This window comes from Kribbella sp. NPDC048928, assembly GCF_043197975.1.
Taxonomy (GTDB): domain Bacteria; phylum Actinomycetota; class Actinomycetes; order Propionibacteriales; family Kribbellaceae; genus Kribbella.
On record NZ_JBICUC010000005.1, the window covers coordinates 1 to 21,610 of the forward strand.

Here is a 21,610-nt window from a genome sequence, read left to right on the forward strand (position 1 = left end):
CACCTGCTGGGTTGGGTTGGGCGGTCAGCTCACCCGCGCGTCCCGGGTTCGGCGGTCAGCTCACCTGCTGGGTTGGGTTGGGCGGTCAGCTCACCCGCGCGTCCCGGGTTCGGCGGTCAGCTCACCTGCTGGGTTGGGTTGGGCGGTCAGCTCACCAGTGCGGGGCGGGTTGGGTAGTCAGCTCACCCGCGCGGCACGGGTCCGGCAGTCGGCTCGGCCGCGTGGCCCGGGTTCGGCAGTCACCTCACGTGCATGGGTCGGGTGGGGCGGTTGGTTCACATGCGTGGGTCGGGCGGAGTGGTCGGCTCAGCCGTGTGAGTTGGGTTGGGCGGTGCGGTCACGGGCACGAGCTGGGTCGGCCATCAGCTCACCTGCTGGCGTTGTGTCGCCGCCGTGGGCGGGGGTGGTTCTGCAGGCCACTGCAATTGGTGGGTGGGGTGGGGGTTGGGCGGGGAGTTGGGGGGATTCGCGGATTGTGATGGCGTGGGGGTGCGGGTGGGGATGTGCGTGCGGTTAGGGGTGGTGCTGGGGGTGGGGTGGGGGGTGGTGTTGGAAGCGGCGGGATGTGGGGGTTGGGGGGAGTTCGATTAGGCCGGCTTGGGTCATTACGTGGGCTGAGGCTGGGTTGTCCGGGTGGCATTCGCCCCAGATGGTGGGGATTTTGAGGGTGGTGTGACAGTAGGCGAGGGCTGCTGTCAGGGCTTCGGTTGCGTAGCCGTTGGCTCGGTGGGCGGGGTGGATGGCGTAGCCGAAGCTCCAGTCGCCTGCTGGGTCTTGGCTTTCGCCCAGGCCTAGCCAGCCGACAGGGGTGTTGTCGGTGCGGCGGGTGGGGATCAGTTGCAGGTGGGTGCCGTTGCGGTTGGTGCCGCTGGTGTGGAGGTCTAGCCACTCGCGGACTGCGGGGACGTCGCGTGGGCCGAAGTCGTCCATGAAGCGGGCTACGCGGGGGTCGGTCCAGAGGTCGCAGAGGGCTTGGAAGTCGGACTCGATCGGCCAGCGGAGGAACAGCCTCCGGGTCGTCAGCAGCAGGTCCATCCCGCGAAGCTACCGAGCCATCCGACGGTCAGCGACCGGATTTCCGCCCATCGAGAACGGTCGGTGCAGTCGGTGCAGTCGGTGCGGGCGGAGGGGGCGGTGCGGGCGGATGGGCTGCGGGCGGAACACGTGTTTGACAATGAGCGAACAGGTGTATGGTCTGATACATACTGATATATCAGCGAAAGGTGGTTGTGGTGCGGGCGTTGGAGCTGGGGGCCCTGGTCGGGCCGGCGGGGTTGCGGGTTGTTGAGGCGCCGGTGCCTGAGGCTGGGAGCGGGGAGGTGCTGGTACGGGTCGGTGCTGCGGGGGTGAACTTCGCGGATGTGATGCAGACGCGGGGTACGTACGACGGAGCGCCGCCGGTGCCGTACGTCGCAGGGTTCGAGGCGGCTGGTGAGGTCGTCGCGCTGGGGGACGGCGTGACGAACGTGGCTGTGGGAGATCACGTGATCGGGACCGGGCCGGGAGCGTTCGCGGAGTACATGGTGATGCCCGCGGACGGGGTAGTGCCGGTGCCGGCGGGGTGGCAGGACGAGCAGGCGCTCGGTCTGATGCTGAACTGGGCGACGGCGCTCGTCTCGCTCCGGTCGCTCGGACAGCTGAGCGCGAACGACATTGTGCTGATCCACGCGGCCGCTGGTGGGGTCGGTCAGGCTGCAGTGCGGATCGCCAAGCACTACGGCGCCACCGTGATCGCCACCGCGTCGGCGTCAAAGCATGAGGTCGTACGGGGGCTTGGAGCGGACCATGTCATCGACTACCGGACCGCGGAGCTCGTACCTGAGGTACTGCGGTTGACGGACGGGCGTGGTGTGGACATCGTGCTGGAATCGATTGGTGGCGAGACGTTCCGGCAGAGCGTCGAGGTTGCGCGCCGGGTGACTGGGAAGGTCGTTGTGATCGGGGCCGCGAGTGGGGAGGCGACGGTCAGCAACTGGGAGCTCAACTTCAAGCATCCTGTGCACGTGATCGGGCAGCACCTCACCACGACGATCCAGCAGGCGCCGGAGCTGTTCGCCGCCACCCTCGCCGAACTCGACCGGCTGATCGCCGCCGGCGTCTACCCGCCCGGCACCCCGACCGTGTACGACCTCGCCGACGGCCCCAAGGCCCTCGCCGAGCTCGAGTCCCGAGCCACCGTGGGCAAGCTCGCCCTCAACCCAGCGGCCGAGGTCGGTTAGCTCGCCCTCGATCCGTCAGTTGGAGATTGATCGGGCCAGGCGGAGGCCCAGGTCTTCGATGCTGAAGGTTGGGTGGGAGCGGCGGCGGACTGTGGAGCCGACGGAGCGGGCGGGGTCGTCGAAGCCGCCGCCGCGGAAGATCCGGTACGGGCCGTACGTCTCCGGGTCGTATTGATCCCAGCACCACTCCCACACGTTCCCGAGCATGTCGTGCAGACCCCACGCGTTCGGCTCCCGCCGGCCGACGGGCTGCACGGTGCCGCCCGAGTTCTCGGCGTACCAGGCGATCTTGTCCAGGGGACCGTACCGGTACGCGGGCGTCCCAGCGGTGCAGGCGTGCTGCCACTCGGCCTCGGTCGGCAGGCGATACCCGGGAGAAGCGGCATCCCACTCGACCAGCTCACCGTCGATCGCGTACGCGACGGGCAGCCCCGCCTCCTCCGACAGCTGGTTGCACAAGGCAACAGCGCCGTACCAGCTGACACCGGTCAGCGGCAGCCCGTCGCGTGTGAGCGGGTACCGCCCCAGCCGGAACGCGGGTACGTCGACGTGCCACCGTCGCCCTACACGGTCGTCGCGCAGAAACAGCAGACCGCCCGGGATGTCCACCAGATCGAGCATCGCCCAACCGTAGGTGACTCAGTAGAACTGCCGGATCTTCGGCCACAGCGTGGACCACGGCTCGGTCGGACCCGAGCACAGCATCAGCGCGGTCCCGTCCTCGTCGTTCGACACGGGACTCTTCACAGTGCCGACCTGTGTGCAGTCGCGGAAGTGCTGCTCTCGCTGCGGCGCCCGGACGATCTCGATGAGCAGCACCGGCCCGGTGTTGCTGTCGGGAGGACGGCGCCAGTCGTAGTAGCTCATGTGCGTCGCATAAACCGTCGGCAATCCATGTGCTGCGCCGTACCGCTCGATCGCCCCGGCCTCGCCGTAGTTGCTCGCGAACAACGTCGCGTTGGCGCGGTCGGCGGCCGGGATACGCTCCCACGCGGTCGCCACCGTCTCGACGAACCCGGGCCAGCCGATCTGCTCGCCCTGCTCCTTGTTCACCGGGATGACGAGGTCGACGGCGGACGCGGGCAGCACCGGCAGCGTGAAGACTGCCGACGTCACAGCCGTCAGCACCAGCCCGACGATTGCCTGCACTCGATGCCGGCTGATCCACCCCAGGGCAGGCTCGCACCCAGCAGCGACCAGTACGAGCAGCAGCGGCAGCGCGTAGTACGACTTGCCTCCGGCAACCAGTACGACGACGCAGAGCACCGGGTACGCGAGCGCGACCGACCGCGCCCAGGTCAGCCGGCGCCACAACCGCAGGAACCCTGCAACCCACAGCGGAACGAGGAACGGCGACAGCTGCAGGATCTGCAGCGGTACGAACATGATGCGGTTCTCGGTGCCGTCGTCCTCGCTGATCCCCGACGCGACGGTGAGCTGCGGCCAGCCGTGCTGGAACTGCCACGCCACGTTAGGCAGCGCGACCACCCCGGCCACAGCGACTCCCACGAGCAGCCACCACGAGCGCAGCACACTGCGCGGCCCCACGATCAGCAGCGACACGAACAGCGCAGCAATCGGCAGTACGACCAGGTATTTGTTCTCGATCGCGATGCCGGCTGTCAGCCCGAGCGCGAGCCACCACCGCCCGTCCAGCGTCCGCAGCAGCTTCACCGCGAACAGACCGATCAGCATCCAGGCCAGCAGGTCGTACGTCGCTGTGGACACCATGTGTCCTACACCGAGGACGAAACCGGACAACGCGGCGCAGATCGCGGCGAGCAACTGCCCGCGCCGATCGCTGCCGAACTCGCGGGCCAGCAGTGCGATCACGACGATCGTGGCGATGGTGCTGAGCGTCGACAGCACCCGCAGACCGACCACGGTGTCGCCGAAGACCGTGGTCGACACCCGGGCGATGAACGGGGTCAGCGGCGGCTGGTCGACGTACCCCCAGTTCAGGTGCCGGCCGGCGACCATGAAGTACAGCTCGTCGCGGTGGTAGCCGTACCGCCCGGACAGCGCGGTGAGCACCACGCCGACGAGCATCGCAACAGCCAGCACAGGCCGCGCTGCGAACGCGGGAACCGATGGGCGAGTCATGCGCGAATCGTGACAGCTCCCGGGGCCCGCGACTAGTCCAGAACGGACGACCACTGCTACATCTGCGGCGAGCGGGATGATTGGATATGACAACCGGGGGACTGCCGAAGGGACGGCCTGTGGCACTGCTGTACGAGCGGATCTGCGCGCATGTGCTGGAGCAGCTCCGGCGGGGTGCGTTGCGGCCGGGGGACCGGGTGCCGTCGGAGATGGAACTGGCGACCCAGTTCGGGGTCAGCCGGATCACGTCCAAGCGCGCGCTGGAGGTCCTGCGGGAGGCGGGTCTGGTCGAGCGCATCCGCGGCAAGGGCACCTTCGTCGTACGGCGGTTGCCGGACCTGACCGACCTCGACGTCCCGCTGCGTCCGGCGCAGCGGCGCGAGGCGCGGTCGGTCGCGCTGATCGTGCCTGATATGTCCGAGTCGTACGGGCTGGACCTCCTGAACGCGATCGAGGAGCGCTGCGCGGAGTACGGCGCCCACCTGGTCGTCAGACGCACGCATGGCCGGCAGACCGACGAGGAGAAGGCCGTCGACTCGCTGGTGGCCGCCGTGGACGGCCTGATCGTCTTCCCGGTGCACGGCGACTTCTACAACGCCAGTCTGCTCCGGCAGGTCCTCGACGGATTCCCCGTGGTCCTGGTTGATCGCCACCTGTCCGGCATCCCGGTGGCTGCGGTTCATACCGACAACGTGGCTGCTGCGCGTGCGTTGACCGAGCGCCTGCTCGACCAGGGCCACGAGCACATCGCGTTCGTGTCGCCGCCGCCGGTGAACACCTCGTCCATCGAGGACCGGCTGGACGGCTTCCGTACGGCGTTCGGTGAGCGCGGCCAGCCGTACGAGCTGACCGACCTGCGAAGCACCCTGCCCGGTTCGACGACCACGGAGAGCGTGCGCGCGGACATGGACACCATCCGCGCGTTCCGCGACCGCCGGCCGGAGGTGACCGCGTACTTCGCGTGTGAGTACAACCTGGCCCGCATGGTCGACCGGGTCCTGGGCGGCGATCGCGTGGTCGCCTGCTTCGACTCGCCGGGGGACTCCATCGGCGGACCGCCGTTCTTGCACGTGAAGCAGAACCAGACAGCGATGGGCCGGATCGCTGTCGACATGCTCCTCGCACTGCTCCGCGGTGAGCCGGTACCGAACCTGTCGTACGTACCGTTCGAGCTCATCGACGCCGAGAGCAGGAACGCGTGAGCGAACTGCCGACGACCGCCGCGACACTGACGCCGGTCGACGATCGCACCTGGACTGCCAGCGGCGAGCTCGAGCTGACCTTCCGGCGCGGCCCGGTGTTCGTACTGGACGACGGTCACGTGCTGCCGTCGCAGGGTGAGCCGGTAGACGGGCACGGCGCGTGCTGGGTGCTCCCTGACTCCCTTACAGAACCGGCCTGGCACGTTACGGCCGACGGGGCGGTCGCTGTCCGTTTCGACGACGACAACGTGCACGTGACCGTGCAGGGGCAGACGGCACGGTTGAGGAAGCACCGGGGTCGTCCGCTCGCCGACAAGTACGTCGGCACCTATCCGGACGTTGACCACGAGTTCCAGATCAAGGGCCGGCTGGCGTGGGGCAGTGCGGTCGACCAGGCTGTCGTACGGCGGATGATCGAGCTGCAGCTCCGGCTGATGCGAGAGGACCCGCAGCAGCTCTGGCGCGACCCCTGCGCGGTGCAGCCCGACGGCGACCGCGAGTACCACGTCGGCCGCAACAGCCTCGACGGTACGGCGAACGCGGTCATGTTCCTGGTGACCGGCAACGCGCGAGGGCGCCGCGTCGTGCGTCGAGGACTGTATCGACCCGCTCGGCAGGCTCTGGTCGGACGTGTACTACGAGGACCAGGTGATCAAGGACGGCCGCGAGACGCTGGCCGCCGCACTCGCCGTACGGTCCTTCGAGCTGCTTGCCGAGCTGGAGACGCTGCTCGACGGCACCGACAGGGCAGCGCGGTACGTCAGCAACGCCCGACGGCTCGCAGAGGCCATCCGCCGTCCGCTCCCCATCGGGTACTGGGATCCGCAACACGAGCGCTTCGTCGACTGGGTGGACCGCTCCGGCGAGGTGCACGATCACATCCACCTGCTGGCGAACGGGCCACGTCTACTACGTCGACGACAAGCCGTGGCACGGTGCGGCGCACTACTACGAGTACCCGTGCGTCTTCGCGTGGGTGCTGTTCCACGAGTACGTCGGCGTGCGGCCAACGCTCGGGGCGGACCTGCTGGTGGCTCCGCGACTGGTGGACCACGGCGCCGTCACACTGCACCAGGCGGCGTACTGGCGCCGAATGCTGTCTTTCGTCAGTAGGACCGCTGTCCGCGACTGTGTAGCGTCAGCGGTATGAACTGGCGGCGCCTGGGGGACGTGGGGTTGTGGGCCGGCCTTGGCCTCCTCGTGCTCGCGGAGAGCGGCGCACGGAACGACCCGTACTGGTTCCGGGCCGGGTGTCTCGCCGTACTGGCGTTCGTGATTACCTGCCGACGCAAATGGCCGTTGACCGTACTGTCCGTGGTGGTGTGGACGGACATTCTCATCCTCGCGTTCACCCTCAACACGTCGAGCGGCGTCCCGGTCGCGCTCGTACCGGCGGTCAGCGTGCTGTCCTACAACGCCGGTCGACGGGAGACGCAACCCAGGCATTTCGTCATGGTGAGCATGGCATCGTTGCTGGGGCTGCTGGTCCTCGCGCTGACGATCCGCAGGGGCTCGCAGGCAACCGAAGCGGTTCTGACCTGGTTGCTGTTGCTCCTGATGGCCCTGTTGATCGTCGTGCTGCCGTGGCTGATCGGGCGCTACCGCGCACAGCAGGCCCAGCTCGCGACGGCCGGCTGGGAACGGGCCGAGCGCATCGAACGCGAGCAGCAGATGGAGATCGACCAGGAACGGCTGCGTGAGCGCACCCGGATCGCCGAGGACATGCACGACTCGGTCGGCCACGAGCTCAGCCTGATCGCGTTGCGCGCCGCAGCACTCGAGCTCGACCCCTCCCTGCCGGAGAAGCACCGCCTGGCGGCGGGGGAGCTCCGAGAGTCCGCTGCCACGGCCACCGAGCGACTGGGCGAGGCCGTCGGCGTACTGCGTGACCAGGAGGCACCGACGGCGCCACATGACGAATCAGTACGGGCGTTGGTGGACCGGGCCGCGGCATCAGGACTCTCGGTGCAGCTGACCGAGCACGTGGACGACGTGCTCGCACCGATGGTCGATCGCGCGGTGCATCGCGTCGTACAGGAGTCGCTGACCAACGCCAGCAAGCACGCACCAGGTGCACCCGTGACCGTTAACGTAACAACGCGCGAGAACGACGTACTCGTGGAGGTTCTGGACACCGGGGCCAGGCAGACCGTGACTGCGCCGTCAGGTGGCCGTGGGCTCGACGGGCTCCGAGAACGAGTCCGCCTGGCCGGTGGTTCGCTGGCTGCAGGACCACGACCAGATGGGGGCTTCCAGGTCACCGTCACGATGCCGCGCGCCGGTGGGCGTCCGGGGCCACCTACCGCGGCAGTCGAGCGCGCAACGGTACGGCGCAGTGCGCAGCGTGGACTGATCACGGCCATAGCAGCCCCCGTACTGCTGGGGGCCGTTGTCGGTGCGGTTGCCCTCGGCTACTACCTCGTGGCCGGCTACAGCGCGATCCTGCGACCGGCGCAGTACGAGTCGATCAGCGTCGGGCAGTCCGAGGACGAGGTGGCGAAGGTACTGCCGCGGATGCAGATGATCGACGCACCGACCGAGAAGTACGAGCCACCTGCCGACTGGACCTGCAGGTACTACCGCCCGGCCGCACCGTTCTCCAGCAACTACGTGTACCGCCTGTGCTTCGCGGACGGCGCTCTGGTCGCCAAGGCCGTCGTACAGAGCGGCTCTGTTCCACCGACCCCGGAAGGCAACCGATGATCAGGGTGATGCTCGCCGACGACGAGGCGATGGTGCGGGCCGGTGTCCGCGCGATCCTCGGCACCGACGACGGGATCGAGGTTGTCGCCGAGGCAGCCGACGGGGCCGAAGCGGTCGAGGCGGTCCGTCGGCATCGGCCGGACGTCGCCGTACTGGACATCCGGATGCCACGGATGGACGGGCTCACGGCCGCGGCGGAGATCCGCCGGACCGTGCCGGAGACCGCGGTCGTCGTGCTCACGACCTTCTCGGAGGACGCGTACATCGCGCGGGCACTGGGGGACGGGGCCAGCGGGTTCCTGCTCAAGTCCGGTGACCCGCGGGAGCTGATCGCGGGGCTGAAAGCGGTCGCGGACGGTGCTGCGTACCTGTCGCCCAAGATCGCGCACCGGGTGATCGCCGAGCTGAGCGCGGGCGTGGGCGGTGGCGCGATGGCGCGGGCTGCCGCCGCGAAGGAGCAGGCCGCAGCCCTCACGCCGCGTGAGCTGGAGGTGCTCGGCCTGGTCGGAGCGGGGCTGTCGAACGCCGAGATCGCGGCCCGGCTGTACCTGGTCGAGGGCACCGTGAAGGCGCACGTCAGCGCGATTCTGGTGCGGCTCGGCGTGAAGAACCGGGTCCAGGCGGCGATCGTCGCCTACGAGGCTGGTCTGGTGACCCGCTGAAGGCTCGTATTTGGCCGCTTCGGGTCACCGCGGCGCATGCTCCGGGCGAGCGTGGACACTGGTTGCGGAACCGTCACCGAACGCTCCGGGTGGTGACGTGGTGAGGACACCGGGTCATGGGATAGTGGACCCTCCCGGAGACCTCACACCTCCGGAGTTACCCAGCAAGCTTCCAGGGGCCACCCGCCCCCTCTGACAGAATCGGGGATCCAGGTCGTGACCGACTCGCACAACTCCGGACAGCACAAGGACCGGGAAGCGGCGGCGGCCGAGGTCCGGAGAATGTGGCAGCCGACCCCCTCCTGGTCACAGCCGGACCCCAACGACGCCGAAGCCGTCGACGACACCACCGAGGACGCCACGGAGCAGGGCGACGCGCTGTCCGGGGACTTCCCGGGCGACTCGTGGTCCGGCCCGGCGGCCCAATCGGCCAGTCCGTCCGCTGACCGTCCTGTGAACCAGCCGGCCCCGTGGACCCAGCCGCAGCAGACCCCGCCCAGCCCGTCCTGGGCGCAGCCCGTCCCGGACTCCGCGGCCTCCTCGTGGAGCCAGCCGGAGGAGCAGGACGACGACCTGATCGCCGAGCCCCAGAGCCCGGAAGCCGGGTCTGGGTCGGGGTCGAGCGACAATGCAGGGTCCCAGCAGGACACCGGCTCCCCGGTGTTCGGCGGCTCCTCGTTCCAGGCCAGCGGCCAGGACATGGCCGCTCAGCAGCAGGGCGGCCAGGGCAGCCAGCAGCAGCCGGGTCAGTACCAGACACCGCAGGGCCAGCAGCCGGCGCAGGGCGGCCAGGGCGCAGCGGGCGGTCAGCCTGGGCAGGGCGGTGGGCAGGGCGGTGGGCAGGGCAACCAGCCGCTGTCGCCTGCTGCTCAGCACTTCTTCCCGCAGGGCATCCCCGGCCAGCAGGCCCAACAGCAGCAGAACCTGTCCTACCGCTCCGAGGAGCTCCTGCAGGCGCTGCCGCTGCCGCGCGAGGCTCCCGCGGAGCGCGGCGTCCGGAGCATGCTGAAGCTGCGTCCCGGTACCTCCGAGCGTTCCGAGCGGATCGCGCGGGCGACCGCCGCGACGGCCTTCCGCCGTCCGGTGACGATCGTCGTCGCGAACCCGAAGGGTGGCTCCGGCAAGACGCCGACCACCCTGCTGCTCGCCGGTGCGCTCGGCCAGGCTCGTGGCGGCGGTGTCGTCGCGTGGGACAACAACGAGCTGCGCGGCAACATGCACCTGCGGACCCACGACACCAACTCGCGGTCCACGGTCACGGACATGCTGCAGGCGATGCCGATGCTGACCCAGCCGGACGCCCGGCTCGGTGACGTCGCGGCGTACCTGCGCCACCAGGTCGCCGGTCAGTACGACGTGCTCACGTCCGCGACCACGACCTACGCGCAGATCGAGGCCCTGGACTTCGACCAGATCCACCGGCTGCTGAGCCGGTTCTACAAGGTGCTCGTGATCGACACCGGCAACAACGAGGGCTCCAGCAACTGGCGCGAGGCGATGAAGGCGGCCGACGCGCTCGTCATCCCGATCAAGTGGAAGAGCCTGTCCTGTGCGGCTGCCGTACAGATGCTGGAGGAGCTCGACAACCAGGGCCCCGAGGCGCAGCGGCTGATCCGCCGTGCCGTGATCGCGGTCTCGAACGGCCCCGGCGACGTCAACAAGGAGGTCGAGAAGCAGCTCCGCCCGTACTTCGATTCGCGCGCCGCTGCCGTCGTCGACATCCCGACCGACATGCACATCGCCGCCGAAGGCCCGCTCGACCACTCCGCCCTGCAGCCCGCCACCCGCCGGGCCGCCCTGGACCTGGCGGCCCGGGTCTCCGAGCAGATCACGATCTCGCTGAACACCCCGCGCTGAGCGGATCGAACAACAACCGAGGCGGTCCGGGCATTGTCCGGACCGCCTCGTTGCTGTTCAGGCGTCGCGGCGCTTCAGTACGCTCGCCCCGAGCGTCAGCCCACCGACGGCCCAGGCGATCAGTACGACCGCGCTCGCAGTGGGCGAGATGGGGTCCGTCGCACCGGTGAGGAAGTTCTGGCCGGCGCCACCGGGAAGGAGCGCGGCCAGCCACACCAGTGCCCGCAACGAGCTCTGGCCCAGCATCAGCGGGACCACCAGGAGCAGCAGGAACGCGACGGTCAGCGTGCCGGCCGTACTCCGGACCACCCAGGCGATCCCGGAGCTGAACAGGCCCGCCGCGGTCGCGTAGAAGCCGGCTGCCAGCAGATCGCCGACGAGGTCGCTCGCACTCCAGTCGGCCCACGAGCCGGCGGTGAGTCCGCCTGCCACCGACGCGAGCGCCGCCATCACGAGCCCGTACCCGAACAGCACCGGTGCGAGCACGGCCGCTTTGGCGAGTACGACGTTCCGCCGTACCGGAGTCCACTGCAGCGTCGAGCGGATGCTCCCGGTCGCGTACTCCGCTGTCACCGGCAGCAGCGCGAACGCCGCGATGATCACCTGCACGATCATCATCGCGGAGCTGCCGAAGTGACCGACCGGCTGCTGCTCGGCCAGCTCGCCCGGCCCGAGGTGGGTGTTGTCGTAGGCGAGGCCCCAGCCGTACTGCATACCCAGCAACACGGTCAGGAGCGCGGCGGCCACGAGGTTCGCCAGGCTGGAGCGGACCGTCCACAGCTTGGTCCACTCCGATCGGACCGCGTTCGTGAGTCCGCTGCCGGTGCTCCGGTCGATGACTGCCGTACTCATCGCTTACCTGCTTCCACGAGTTGAGGCTCGACCTCAGCTTGAGCTTGACGCCGCTTCTTGAGTTGGTGCCGGACGACCTCGACGGCGAAAGTCACCGCGAGCGCCAGCCCGATGCCCAGGACGACACCCTTCAACGGGTTGTCCTCGAACGCCTTCCCGCCGATGTAGCCGACCAGCGTGCAGTAGCTGCCCCAGCTGATCGCGGCCAGCGCTGCGAACGCCGAGAACTGCCGGAGCGGATAGCGCACCGATCCCATCGTCAGCGTCACCGCGGTACGCCCGCCCGGCACGTACCGGGCGACCACGAGGATCAGCCCGCCGCGCTCCTCCAGCGACCGTCGTGCCCAGAGCACCGCGCCGTGTCTCTTGGTCCCGGGCTTCATCCGGTCGAGCAATCGCCCGCCCGCGCCGCGTCCGAGCGCGTAGGAGAGGTGGTCGCCGATGAAGGCGCCGACGGCCGCCACCACGATGACGGCGTACAGATTGGGCTCACCGCTCGCCGCGGCGAACACGCCCGCCGTCACCACCAGCGTCTCCGAGGGGATCGCCGGGAAGAACCCGTCGAGCGCCGCGAACCCCCACAACGCGACGTAGATCCACCACGACGACATCAGCTCGTGGGCGAACTGCAGGATCGCGTCGCTCATGACGCAACCGCCACGCCGTACTCGACGCTGTCGGCCGTGAGCTCCATGTACGCCTCCTCGAGGGACGCACGCTCTGTCACAAGCTCGTGCAGCCGCACGCCGAGCTCGTACGCGAGATCGCCGACCTGCTCGGCCGTCACGCCGGTCACCCGCAGCTGCTCGTCCACGGCCTCTACCCGCTCCGCGATCTCCGTCAGCCGATCCCGCAGTACGGCGAACTGGGCGCGATCCGGGACCCGGACCGCGACGGTGGTCCGCGACGAGCCGGCGATCACGTCGGCCACCGGCGCGTCCGCGATCAGGCGACCGCGGCCGATCACGACCAGCTGGTCGGCGGTGAGCTGCATCTCGCTCATCAGGTGGCTGGAGACGAAGACCGTCCGCCCCTCCGCCGCCAGCGAGCGCATCAGCTGCCGGACCCAGCGGACACCATCCGGGTCGAGGCCGTTGACCGGCTCGTCGAACATCAGCACCTCGGGGTCACCGAGCAGCGCGCCGGCGATCCCGAGCCGCTGGCCCATCCCGAGCGAGAACTGCCCGGCGCGCCGGCGGGTCACCTCGTCCAGACCGACCGTCGCCAGCACCTCGTCGACCCGGCTGACCGGGATCCCGTTGCTGCGCGCCATCGCGACCAGGTGGTTGCGGGCGGACCGGCGGGGGTGCAGGGCCTTGGCGTCGAGCAGCGCGCCGACCTTGGTCAGCGGGCTCGGCCAGTCCGCGTACGGGCGGCCGTCGACGAGCGCGGTGCCGGCCGACGGACTGTCCAGCCCGAGGATCATCCGCATCGTGGTCGACTTGCCGGCGCCGTTCGGCCCGAGGAAGCCGGTCACCCGGCCGGGGGAGATGGTCAGGTCGAGCGAGTCCACCGCGGTGGTGCCGCCGTATCTCTTGGTGAGTCCTTCGAGCGTGATCACGCCGGGGCCCTTTCCTGGTTCGTTGTGCGTACCTCGAACCTAGGAATCTCGGACCCCTCCGCACATCTGACGACCGGCTGGTCCGACCCCCTACTTTCGTTGTCGATACCATCTGTCCCGTGACCTGCAATCGGCCGGTCACGCACGAACCGAGGAGTGAACGTGTCGGAAGTCAAGGTCCACCTGGTCGGCGTCGAGGGCGAGGCTGAGCGGAGTGTGACCGAGACGACGACGATCGGGGAGCTGTTCGCCGAGATCTTCGGCCAGGACCGCTCCGCCATCGCCGCCCGCGTCAACGGTGAGCTGCGGGACCTGTCCCGGGTGGTCGCCGACGGCGACCAGATCGAGCCGGTCAAGGCGGCGTCCGAGGACGGCCGCGCGATCATCCGGCACTCGACCGCGCACGTCCTCGCGCAGGCCGTCCAGGACGTGTTCCCGGACGCCAAGCTCGGCATCGGCCCGCCGGTGGAGAACGGGTTCTACTACGACTTCGACGTCGAGACGCCGTTCACCCCGGAGGACCTGACCAAGCTCGAGAAGAAGATGCAGCAGATCATCAAGGAGCGGCAGCGGTTCAGCCGCCGGGTGGTCTCCGACGACGACGCGCGCACCGAGCTGGCCTCCGAGCCGTACAAGCTGGAGCTGATCGGCATCAAGGGCTCCGCGGCCGACGCCGCCGAGGGCGCGAGTGTCGAGGTCGGTGGCGGCGAGCTGACGATCTACGACAACGTCCGGCGTGACGACAGCGTCGCCTGGAAGGACCTCTGCCGCGGCCCGCACGTGCCCGCGACCGGATACCTCGGCAACTTCAAGCTGATGCGTACGGCGGCGGCCTACTGGCGGGGCAGCGAGAAGAACCCGCAGCTGCAGCGCATCTACGGCACCGCGTGGGAGTCCCGCGACGAGCTGAAGGCGTACCTGAACCGCCTGGAGGAGGCCGCCAAGCGCGACCACCGCAAGCTCGGAACCGAGCTGGACCTGTTCAGCTTCCCGGACGAGATCGGGTCCGGCCTCGCGGTCTTCCACCCGAAGGGCGGCGTGCTGCGCAAGGTGATGGAGGACTACTCCCGCCAGCGGCACGTCGAGGACGACTACGAGTTCGTGTACTCGCCGCACATCACCAAGGGCCAGCTGTTCGAGACCTCCGGTCACCTGGACTGGTACGCCGACGGTATGTACCCGCCCATGCATCTGGACGAGGAGCGCGGCGCAGACGGGCAGATCCGCAAGCAGGGCCAGGACTACTACCTGAAGCCGATGAACTGCCCGATGCACAACCTGATCTTCGCGGCCCGCGGCCGGTCGTACCGGGAGCTGCCGTTGCGGCTGTTCGAGTTCGGCACCGTGTACCGGCTGGAGAAGTCCGGCGTCGTGCACGGCATGACCCGGGCCCGCGGGTTCACCCAGGACGACGCGCACATCTACTGCACCCGTGAGCAGATGCGCGACGAGCTGCGCAACCTGCTGACGTTCGTGCTCGGGCTGCTCGCCGACTACGGCCTGGACGACTTCTACCTCGAGCTCTCCACGAAGAACCCGGACAAGTTCGTCGGCTCCGACGAGGTCTGGGAGGAGGCCACCGAGACCCTGCGGGAGGTTGCCGAGGGCTCCGGTCTCGACCTGGTCCCGGACCCGGGCGGCGCGGCGTTCTACGGCCCGAAGATCTCCGTCCAGGCCCGGGACGCGATCGGCCGGACCTGGCAGATGTCGACGATCCAGCTGGACTTCAACCTGCCGGAGCGGTTCGAGCTGGAGTACACGGCTCCGGACGGTTCGCGGCAGCGCCCGGTGATGATCCACCGCGCGCTGTTCGGCTCGATCGAGCGGTTCGTGGCCGTGCTCACCGAGCACTACGCCGGCGCCTTCCCCCCGTGGCTGGCCCCGGTCCAGGTGGTCGGTATCCCGATCACCGACGGCCACGTCGACTACCTGTACGACGTCGCGAAGCAGCTGAAGGCACAGGGCATCCGGGTCGAGATCGACTCCTCCGACGACCGGATGCAGAAGAAGATCCGGAACGCGCAGAAGGCCAAGACGCCGTACATGCTGATCGCCGGCGACGACGACATGGCCGCCGGGTCGGTCTCCTTCCGGTACCGCGACGGCACCCAGAAGAACGGCGTACCGATCGCGGACGCGATCGCGGAGATCGTCGAGTCCGTGCAGAAGCGCGTCCAGGTCTGACGGGACGGGTATGACCGAGCACCCCGACTCGCCGTACGCGCCGGACGAGTTGCTGCGGCAGGACGGCGTCGGGGTGCCGGATGCGTTCATGCGGCTGTGGACGCCGCATCGGATGGCCTACATCGAAGGCGAGAACAAGCCAACCAGCTCCGAGGCCGGGTCGGGCTGCCCGTTCTGCCGGATCCCGGGGCTGCCGGACGCCGACGCGCTGATCGTGCACCGCGGCGAGGCGGCGTACGCGGTCCTGAACCTGTACCCGTACAACCCCGGCCACTTGATGGTCGTGCCCTACCGGCACGTGGCCGACTACACGGAGCTGACCGAGGCCGAGGTCGCCGACGTCTCGGCGCTGACCCGGCAGGCGATGCAGGCGGTCCGTACGGTGTCGGATGCGCACGGCTTCAACATCGGCATGAACCAGGGCGAGATCGCCGGCGCCGGCATCGCAGCCCATCTGCACCAGCACGTGGTCCCGCGCTGGGCCGGCGACATGAACTTCATGCCCGTCGTCGCCGGCACCAAGGTCCTCCCACAACTCCTCACCGACACCCGCGCCCTGCTCGCCAAGTCCTGGCCGTAGCCCCGGCCCACCAGCGGACCGGGGCCGATCTGGTCCTACGCGGGTGTCACTCTCCGGCCAGGTTCTGCGCCGTGAAGCCCCGCCAGTAGAAGTACACCGGATCCGTGAAGGTGCCCTTGACCTTGCCGAGCCCGGCGATCGAGGTCGCGGCGCCGTTGGCGTGGCCAACGCGGTAGAGGTAGCCCGCACCGGTGTCCTTGTCGATGCCGAGCAACAGCGTCCCGGTGCCGCACGGTGCTGCCACCAGCGACTCGAACCCCTGCCAGGTCGAGCCGCGGACCTGCTTCACCACGCCGGGGATGATGTGCCCGCCCGCGAGCGGCAGCCGGGCGGTGTAGAGCTTCCCGCTGGTCAGCGTCATCAGGAACGTGTCGTAGGTCGACGTCTGGCTGATCAGCGTCATCGCCTTCACGCCCCGGTACCCGGACTGCCAGCCGGTGATCTGCCGGCTCGGAACCCCGTTCTTCGAGGTGACGTTGCGCCGATAGAGCGTGCCGTCGGTGTGCAGCGCGTACTCGGTGTCGCGCTGTGCCGTCGCGGTCACCACAGTCGAACGGTCCAGCGTCCGGTAGACGCCCCAGCCGGGACCGACTCGGGTGACCTGCTTCGTGATGACGGCCCCGCCGCCCTTCGGCGTGAGGTAGCTCGTGTCGTACATGGTCGAACCCATGATCACCGGGCCGGTGTGCCCCTCACTGTTGCCCTCTTCCGCCGACCCGTACCGCATCGTGGCGCTCAGCCGGACCTGGCCGTCCGGATAGACGTCCTTGGCAACGATCTTGTCCTCGACCCTCGACCCGTCGGTCCAGAAGGTCTGCATCCGGTGATCGCCGCCTGCGGTGACCGAGCCGACCCGGATGCTGCAGGTGCCGCTCGCCACGGACGCCCCGCTGCTGGGCTTGGCTGCCGCGAAGCCGCTGGTGAGCAGGCTGGTGCTGACGACGCCGGCGGCGACAAGCCCGCCGTACTTCGACCACTTGGTCATGTGGAACCCCCCAGGGTGCAGTGTTTGTTGGGGGTTGGATGCCGGACTGATCCGGAAAGTTGCCGGGTGTTGCTCAGCGCAGGAACAGGGGGAGCATCGGGTCGACCAGGTGGGTGAGGGTGTCGAGGGTTACCTCGTGGGGTGGGTCGGTCAGGGCGGTCACGCGGACGACGCGGCGGCCCTGGCGGAAGACGAGTTCGCCGGACTTCGGGAGGTAATACCCGGGCCGGCCGATCGGTGCGAACTGGGGTGGTGGCACCTGATCCGCCTCCGGGATCGAAGGCTGGTCGAACGCCTCGACGATCGAGACGGTCGCGTCGTACGTTCCCCAGATGCAGGTCAGCGCCCCGCCCTTTCCGCGGTAGTCCCGGCGCAGCTGGACCTGCAGCCCGATGAACCGCTCGGCCGCCGAGTTCGACAGCTGGCAGGTCGCGTCCGCCTGCCTGGCCGGTCGCAGGCTCTTTGGTACGGCGTCGCGCGCAGCCTCGGCGATCGCGACGGCCGTGGCGCGGTTGATCCCGTCGGGCGTACCCAGGTCGATGCCGCCCGCGGGCGTGACGCGGACCGCGTGGCCACCGGCGTGGAACACCAGCCGGGACTCGCCGATCAGTGCTTCCGGGCCGAGCTCAGGAAGCGAGCCGACCCCGCCGGCGCCGTTCATCAGGCGCGACAGCGAGTCCGGCTGGCTCGGCAGCGCGCTGACCCCGATCGTGACGGCGCGCCCTTGGACGAGCAGTGTGCAGAGGTCCATGGACGGCAGGCCGCCGTCGTTCCAGGCGTTCGGCTTCGCGGTGACAGGCAGTCTCAGGCGTGCGGTGAGAGTGCGCGTGATCGCCGTACACACCTGCGGTCCAGGCGCTCCCCACGTACCGTCCAAACCTTCGGCCTGTGGGGGAGCGATCGCGGTCGGTAGCACCGCGGCCGGGACCGGAGGCGGCGGCGAGGCGCCGTTGGCGCGCTGGGCCACGCTGCAGCCGCCGGTGAGGAGCGGGAGTATGAGCGCGCTCGCGAGCCAGGTACGTCGCATCCGCGTCACCTCCTCACCTCCCAGCATCGCGCCTGGGAGGCCCCGACGCAGGGCGAAAGCCGTGCCGTGTGACCTGATGGTGATCCTGGTGAACTACGATCGCGTCGCCATGCTTAACAGATTCCGGCAGTTCTGGACCAAGGTGATCACGCCGATCGCCACCCTCCTGCTCAAGCTCGGCGTGACCGCCGACATGGTCACGCTGGTGGGCACCATCGGTGTGTCCGCGGGTGCGCTGATCTTCTTCCCGGGCGGCCACCTGTGGCTCGGCACCGTGGTGATCACCTGCTTCGTCTTCTCGGACCTGATCGACGGGCACATGGCCCGGACCTCGGGAACCTCGTCGAAGTGGGGCTCGTTCCTGGACTCGACGCTGGACCGGATCGCCGACGGCGCGATCTTCGGCGGCCTGGTGATGTTCTACGCGAACTCCCGGGCCGGCGACTCGACACTGATGGCCGCGGTGACGCTGTGGGCGCTGGTGATGGGCGCCGTCACGTCGTACGCGCGGGCCAAGGCGGAGAGCCTCGGCCTGAAGGCCAGCGGCGGTCTCGCCGAGCGCGCCGACCGGCTGGTGTTCACCCTCGTGGTCGCGTTCTTCTCGGACGTGTTCAACCTGCCGATCCTGCTCGAGATCGTGATCTGGTACGTCGCCGCGGCGAGCACGATCACCGTCGTGCAGCGCTCGCTCTCGGTCCGTAAGCAGGTGCTCGCGGACCCGGCGAACGCAGGTCTCGACACCCCGCCTCCGGACCCGAAAGCCTGATGGACGGCGCCCGGCAGCGGGCCGTCGACCTGGCCTTCGCGCTCGCCTGGGCGCTGGTACGGCGCCTGCCCGAGCGGACCGTGACGTGGCTGTTCACCCGGGCGGCCGACCGAACGTACCGGGGCAACGGTCGTGGCGTACGGCGCCTGCGCGGCAACCTGGCCGCCGTACGTCCCGAAGCGACCGACGCCGAGCTGGACGAGCTGACCCGCGCCGGCCTGCGCTCGTACCTGCGCTACTGGCAGGAGGCGTTCCGGCTGCCCGAGTGGTCCGACGAGCAGATCGTCAGCCGCGTCCGTACGGTCAACGAGAAGCTGCTGCGGGACGCGTACGCCGCTGGCCAGGGCGTGATCTGCGCGCTGCCACACCTGGCGAACTACGACCATGCCGGCGCCTGGGCGGGACTGACCGGGATGCCGGTGTCGACGGTGGCCGAGCGGCTGCAGCCGGAGTCGCTGTTCGACCGCTTCATCGAGTACCGCAAGAAGCTCGGCATGGAGGTCCTGCCGTTGACGGGCGGTGACGACGACGTCACCGCCGTACTCGCCGACCGGCTGCGGGCAGGCAGATTCGTGTGCCTGGTCGCCGATCGTGACCTGTCCGAGCGTGGCGTCCCGGTGACGTTCTTCGGCCGCCCGTCGCGGATGCCCGTTGGGCCGGCGGCGCTCAGCCTCAAGACGGGCGCGCCGCTGATCCCGGCGACGCTGCACTACGACGGCCCGGACCTGGTCATCACCTTCCACGACACGATCGAGACCGATGGCGGAGCGGACGCGATGACGCAGCGGTGCGCGGACGCGTTCGCGGTGGGGATTGCCGAGCACCCGCAGGACTGGCACATGCTGCAGCGGATTTTTGTTGATTAGTAGGGACCAGTAAGAATCTTCCCGTGAGGATCGGCGTCGTCTGCCCGTACTCGCTGGGCACGCCCGGCGGGGTGCAGAACCACGTCCGTGACGTGGCCGAGGCGCTGCTCAGTGCCGGCCACGAGGTCTCGGTCCTGGCCCCGGTCGACGATTCCGGCCGGATCCCGCCGTACGTCGTGTCCTCCGGACGAGCGGTCGGCGTGCCGTACAACGGGTCGGTCGCGCGGGTGACGTTCGGCCCGCGGACGGCAACCCGGGTGAAGAGCTGGCTCGCCGATGGGGACTTTGACGTCGTGCACGTCCACGAGCCGACCACGCCGAGCGCGTCGATCATCGCGCTGTGGTCCGCGGACGGGCCGTTCGTGGCGACGTTCCACACCTGGCAGGTGCGGTCGCGGGCGATGAGTGTCGCGTCCAACCTGCTGCGGCCCGCGCTGGAGAAGATCGACGCGCGGATCGCGGTGTCGGAGAACGCGCGCTCGATGATGGTGCAGCACATCGGCGGCGAGGCGGTCGTGATCCCGAACGGCCTCTACACGGCCCGGTTCAAGGGCAGCCCGCGGGCGGAGTGGATGGGCGAGGACGGCACGATCAGCTTCCTCGGCCGGCTCGACGAGCACCGCAAGGGCCTTGGCGTACTGCTCGACGCCGTACCGGCACTGCTGGCCGAGCGGCCGCGGCTGAAGGTCCTGGTGGCTGGGGCCGGACAGGCCGACGAGGCGCGGCGGTCGCTGCCGCCGCGGTACCACGAGAACGTGCTGTTCCTCGGGCCGATCGACGACGAGGCCCGCGCCGACATGCTCGCCGGCTCGGACGTGTACGTCGCTCCGCACCTCGGCGGGGAGAGCTTTGGCATCGTGCTGCTGGAGGCGATGGCGGCCGGAGCGCCGGTGCTGGCTAGCGACCTGCCCGCGTTCCGGACCGTACTGGAGGGCGGGCAGTTGGGCGAGCTGTTCGAGCCGGGCCATGTCGGCGACCTGGCTGCGCGGGCGCTCCGCCTGCTGCGGCGCCCCGACGAGCGTGAGCGCCTACGATCCGCGGGTCTGGCCGCCGTACCGCGGTACGACTGGTCCGTACTGCTCCCGGAACTGCTCTCGGTCTACGAACTGGTGGCTAGACGAGCTTCTCGCTGACGGCCTTGATCTCGTCCAGGTCGCCGGACTCCGGCTTCCAGGGAAGCACCATCGGGTCGTCCGGGTAGCGGGGGATCACGTGCAGATGGGTGTGGAACACGGTCTGCCAGGCGTCCGGGCCGATGCAGCTGAGCAGGTTGGCGCCGCTCGCACCGTCGAGCCGCTCGATCACGCGGCCGATCAGCGACTGGGCGAGCAGCGTCACGGCGGTCAGGTCCTCGGGCGCGGCCTCGCGAAGGTCGGCCGAGTGCACCCGCGGAATCACCAGCAGGTGCCCGGGCGTCGCCGGCGCGATGTCCATGAAGGCGATCGCCCGATCGGTCTCGGCGACCCGCGTGGCAGGGATGTCGCCGGCCACGATCCCGCAGAAGATGCAGTTCTCGCTCATCCGCCCAGGCTATACACTGCGCGAGCGAACCCGCCCAGTCCCCGTCAGCGATGTGGAGCCCGATGCCGGACGATCTCCTGCGCCCGACCGTCGGCGCCGGCGTGGACCTGTCGGCGCGCCCGTGGCGCCTGATGTCGCAGACGTACGTCGCGTTCTTCGGCGGCGTGCTCGCGTCCACCGCGATCGCGTACCTGAACGCGAAGCGGCTCGGTGTCGACGCGGCCAAGCGGCGGCTGATCCTGCTCGCCGGACTGGCCGGCCTGATCGTGGTGGTCGGCGTGTTCGTGCTGGCGTACGGCGACGAGTCCGGCCTCACCTCGGGGCTCCGGGTCGGGATCCGCGTGGTGGCCGTCGTGTGCTGCATGCTGCAGGTTCGGCTGCAGCGGCCGATGGACCGGGCGTTCCAGCTGCGCGGCGCGGACTACGGATCCCTGTGGGGCATGGGGATCGCGGTGACGCTCGGCGGCGCGGTCGCCGAGGCTCTGATCCTCTTGGCTGTGACGGCGATTCTGTGAGAGTGAT

At 69.4% G+C, this 21,610-nt stretch carries 21 protein-coding genes; 12 read left to right on the forward strand and 9 right to left on the reverse strand.

Features of this window, described 5'->3' with window-relative positions:
- Positions 1–513: 513 nt before the first annotated feature.
- On the reverse strand, positions 514–1,035 hold the full coding sequence (locus tag ACGFI6_RS22075; protein ID WP_393121301.1) for a GNAT family N-acetyltransferase: 522 nt from the start codon (positions 1,033–1,035) through the stop codon (positions 514–516).
- A gap of 197 nt (positions 1,036–1,232) precedes the next feature.
- Here ACGFI6_RS22075 and ACGFI6_RS22080 point away from each other — a divergent pair, with 197 nt between their 5' ends.
- Positions 1,233–2,219: an NADPH:quinone oxidoreductase family protein gene (locus tag ACGFI6_RS22080; protein WP_393121304.1), complete on the forward strand. Its 987-nt coding sequence runs from the start codon at positions 1,233–1,235 to the stop codon at positions 2,217–2,219.
- A gap of 15 nt (positions 2,220–2,234) precedes the next feature.
- Here the strand turns inward: ACGFI6_RS22080 and ACGFI6_RS22085 are convergent, their stop codons facing one another.
- Together ACGFI6_RS22085 and ACGFI6_RS22090 are read right to left on the reverse strand one after the other, a co-directional pair.
- Positions 2,235–2,840 (reverse strand): formylglycine-generating enzyme family protein, encoded by a 606-nt coding sequence (locus ACGFI6_RS22085; protein WP_393121307.1) that lies wholly within the window; start codon positions 2,838–2,840, stop codon positions 2,235–2,237.
- An 18-nt stretch (positions 2,841–2,858) separates the two neighbouring features.
- Positions 2,859–4,322: an ArnT family glycosyltransferase gene (locus tag ACGFI6_RS22090; RefSeq protein WP_393121310.1), complete on the reverse strand. Its 1,464-nt coding sequence runs from the start codon at positions 4,320–4,322 to the stop codon at positions 2,859–2,861.
- Positions 4,323–4,408: 86 nt separating this feature from the next.
- Between ACGFI6_RS22090 and ACGFI6_RS22095 the strand changes: the two genes are divergently transcribed.
- The 5 genes from ACGFI6_RS22095 to ACGFI6_RS22115 all read left to right on the forward strand — a co-directional run bounded on the left by ACGFI6_RS22095 (position 4,409) and on the right by ACGFI6_RS22115 (position 10,746).
- Positions 4,409–5,524: a GntR family transcriptional regulator gene (locus tag ACGFI6_RS22095; protein WP_393121313.1), complete on the forward strand. Its 1,116-nt coding sequence runs from the start codon at positions 4,409–4,411 to the stop codon at positions 5,522–5,524.
- Between the two features lie 630 nt (positions 5,525–6,154).
- On the forward strand, positions 6,155–6,637 hold the full coding sequence (locus ACGFI6_RS22100; RefSeq protein WP_393121316.1) for a hypothetical protein: 483 nt from the start codon (positions 6,155–6,157) through the stop codon (positions 6,635–6,637).
- A 33-nt stretch (positions 6,638–6,670) separates the two neighbouring features.
- A complete protein-coding gene (locus tag ACGFI6_RS22105; protein WP_393121319.1) occupies positions 6,671–8,227 on the forward strand; it encodes a sensor histidine kinase in 1,557 nt (518 codons plus the stop codon).
- Positions 8,224–8,889, forward strand: a complete 666-nt coding sequence (locus tag ACGFI6_RS22110; RefSeq protein ID WP_393121322.1) for a response regulator — start codon at positions 8,224–8,226, stop codon at positions 8,887–8,889. The genes ACGFI6_RS22105 and ACGFI6_RS22110 overlap by 4 nt, the downstream gene beginning before the upstream one ends.
- 216 nt (positions 8,890–9,105) lie before the next feature.
- Positions 9,106–10,746: a division plane positioning ATPase MipZ gene (locus tag ACGFI6_RS22115; protein ID WP_393121324.1), complete on the forward strand. Its 1,641-nt coding sequence runs from the start codon at positions 9,106–9,108 to the stop codon at positions 10,744–10,746.
- A gap of 57 nt (positions 10,747–10,803) precedes the next feature.
- Here ACGFI6_RS22115 and ACGFI6_RS22120 read toward each other — a convergent pair whose 3' ends face one another.
- From ACGFI6_RS22120 to ACGFI6_RS22130, 3 genes are read right to left on the reverse strand one after another with little or no spacing between them, the layout of a single operon-like run.
- Complete coding sequence (locus ACGFI6_RS22120; protein ID WP_393121327.1) at positions 10,804–11,598, reverse strand: ABC transporter permease; 795 nt, start codon at positions 11,596–11,598, stop codon at positions 10,804–10,806.
- The gene (locus ACGFI6_RS22125) at positions 11,595–12,245 is read right to left on the reverse strand and encodes a DedA family protein (RefSeq protein WP_393121329.1); all 651 of its coding nucleotides are present in this window, start codon (positions 12,243–12,245) and stop codon (positions 11,595–11,597) included. The genes ACGFI6_RS22120 and ACGFI6_RS22125 overlap by 4 nt, the downstream gene beginning before the upstream one ends.
- The gene (locus tag ACGFI6_RS22130) at positions 12,242–13,159 is read right to left on the reverse strand and encodes an ABC transporter ATP-binding protein (protein ID WP_393121332.1); all 918 of its coding nucleotides are present in this window, start codon (positions 13,157–13,159) and stop codon (positions 12,242–12,244) included. The genes ACGFI6_RS22125 and ACGFI6_RS22130 overlap by 4 nt, the downstream gene beginning before the upstream one ends.
- A gap of 162 nt (positions 13,160–13,321) precedes the next feature.
- Here ACGFI6_RS22130 and thrS point away from each other — a divergent pair, with 162 nt between their 5' ends.
- Together thrS and ACGFI6_RS22140 are read left to right on the forward strand one after the other, a co-directional pair.
- Entirely contained in the window at positions 13,322–15,343 is a 2,022-nt protein-coding gene (thrS, locus tag ACGFI6_RS22135; protein WP_393121334.1) for a threonine--tRNA ligase, read from the forward strand.
- 10 nt (positions 15,344–15,353) lie between these two features.
- Complete coding sequence (locus ACGFI6_RS22140) at positions 15,354–15,923, forward strand: HIT family protein (RefSeq protein ID WP_393121337.1); 570 nt, start codon at positions 15,354–15,356, stop codon at positions 15,921–15,923.
- A 46-nt stretch (positions 15,924–15,969) separates the two neighbouring features.
- On the opposite strand, the gene ACGFI6_RS22145 is transcribed toward ACGFI6_RS22140, so the two are convergent.
- Together ACGFI6_RS22145 and ACGFI6_RS22150 are read right to left on the reverse strand one after the other, a co-directional pair.
- Positions 15,970–16,908, reverse strand: a complete 939-nt coding sequence (locus ACGFI6_RS22145; RefSeq protein ID WP_393121339.1) for a hypothetical protein — start codon at positions 16,906–16,908, stop codon at positions 15,970–15,972.
- A 73-nt stretch (positions 16,909–16,981) separates the two neighbouring features.
- Complete coding sequence (locus tag ACGFI6_RS22150; RefSeq protein WP_393121342.1) at positions 16,982–17,935, reverse strand: hypothetical protein; 954 nt, start codon at positions 17,933–17,935, stop codon at positions 16,982–16,984.
- A 109-nt stretch (positions 17,936–18,044) separates the two neighbouring features.
- Here ACGFI6_RS22150 and pgsA point away from each other — a divergent pair, with 109 nt between their 5' ends.
- Genes pgsA through ACGFI6_RS22165 form a run of 3 tightly spaced genes read left to right on the forward strand, consistent with a single transcriptional unit; the run spans position 18,045 to position 20,700 of the window.
- Complete coding sequence (gene pgsA / locus ACGFI6_RS22155) at positions 18,045–18,701, forward strand: phosphatidylinositol phosphate synthase (protein WP_393121345.1); 657 nt, start codon at positions 18,045–18,047, stop codon at positions 18,699–18,701.
- Positions 18,701–19,567, forward strand: a complete 867-nt coding sequence (locus ACGFI6_RS22160; protein WP_393121348.1) for a phosphatidylinositol mannoside acyltransferase — start codon at positions 18,701–18,703, stop codon at positions 19,565–19,567. Before pgsA ends, ACGFI6_RS22160 begins: the two co-directional genes overlap by 1 nt.
- 23 nt (positions 19,568–19,590) lie before the next feature.
- A complete protein-coding gene (locus tag ACGFI6_RS22165) occupies positions 19,591–20,700 on the forward strand; it encodes a glycosyltransferase family 4 protein (protein ID WP_393121351.1) in 1,110 nt (369 codons plus the stop codon).
- On the opposite strand, the gene ACGFI6_RS22170 is transcribed toward ACGFI6_RS22165, so the two are convergent.
- Positions 20,681–21,088, reverse strand: a complete 408-nt coding sequence (locus ACGFI6_RS22170) for an HIT family protein (RefSeq protein WP_393121353.1) — start codon at positions 21,086–21,088, stop codon at positions 20,681–20,683. The two genes, ACGFI6_RS22165 and ACGFI6_RS22170, sit on opposite strands and share 20 nt — an antisense overlap.
- Before the next feature lie 62 nt (positions 21,089–21,150).
- On the opposite strand from ACGFI6_RS22170, the gene ACGFI6_RS22175 reads away from it, so the two are divergent.
- The gene (locus ACGFI6_RS22175; RefSeq protein ID WP_393121356.1) at positions 21,151–21,603 is read left to right on the forward strand and encodes a hypothetical protein; all 453 of its coding nucleotides are present in this window, start codon (positions 21,151–21,153) and stop codon (positions 21,601–21,603) included.
- Positions 21,604–21,610 lie beyond the last annotated feature (7 nt).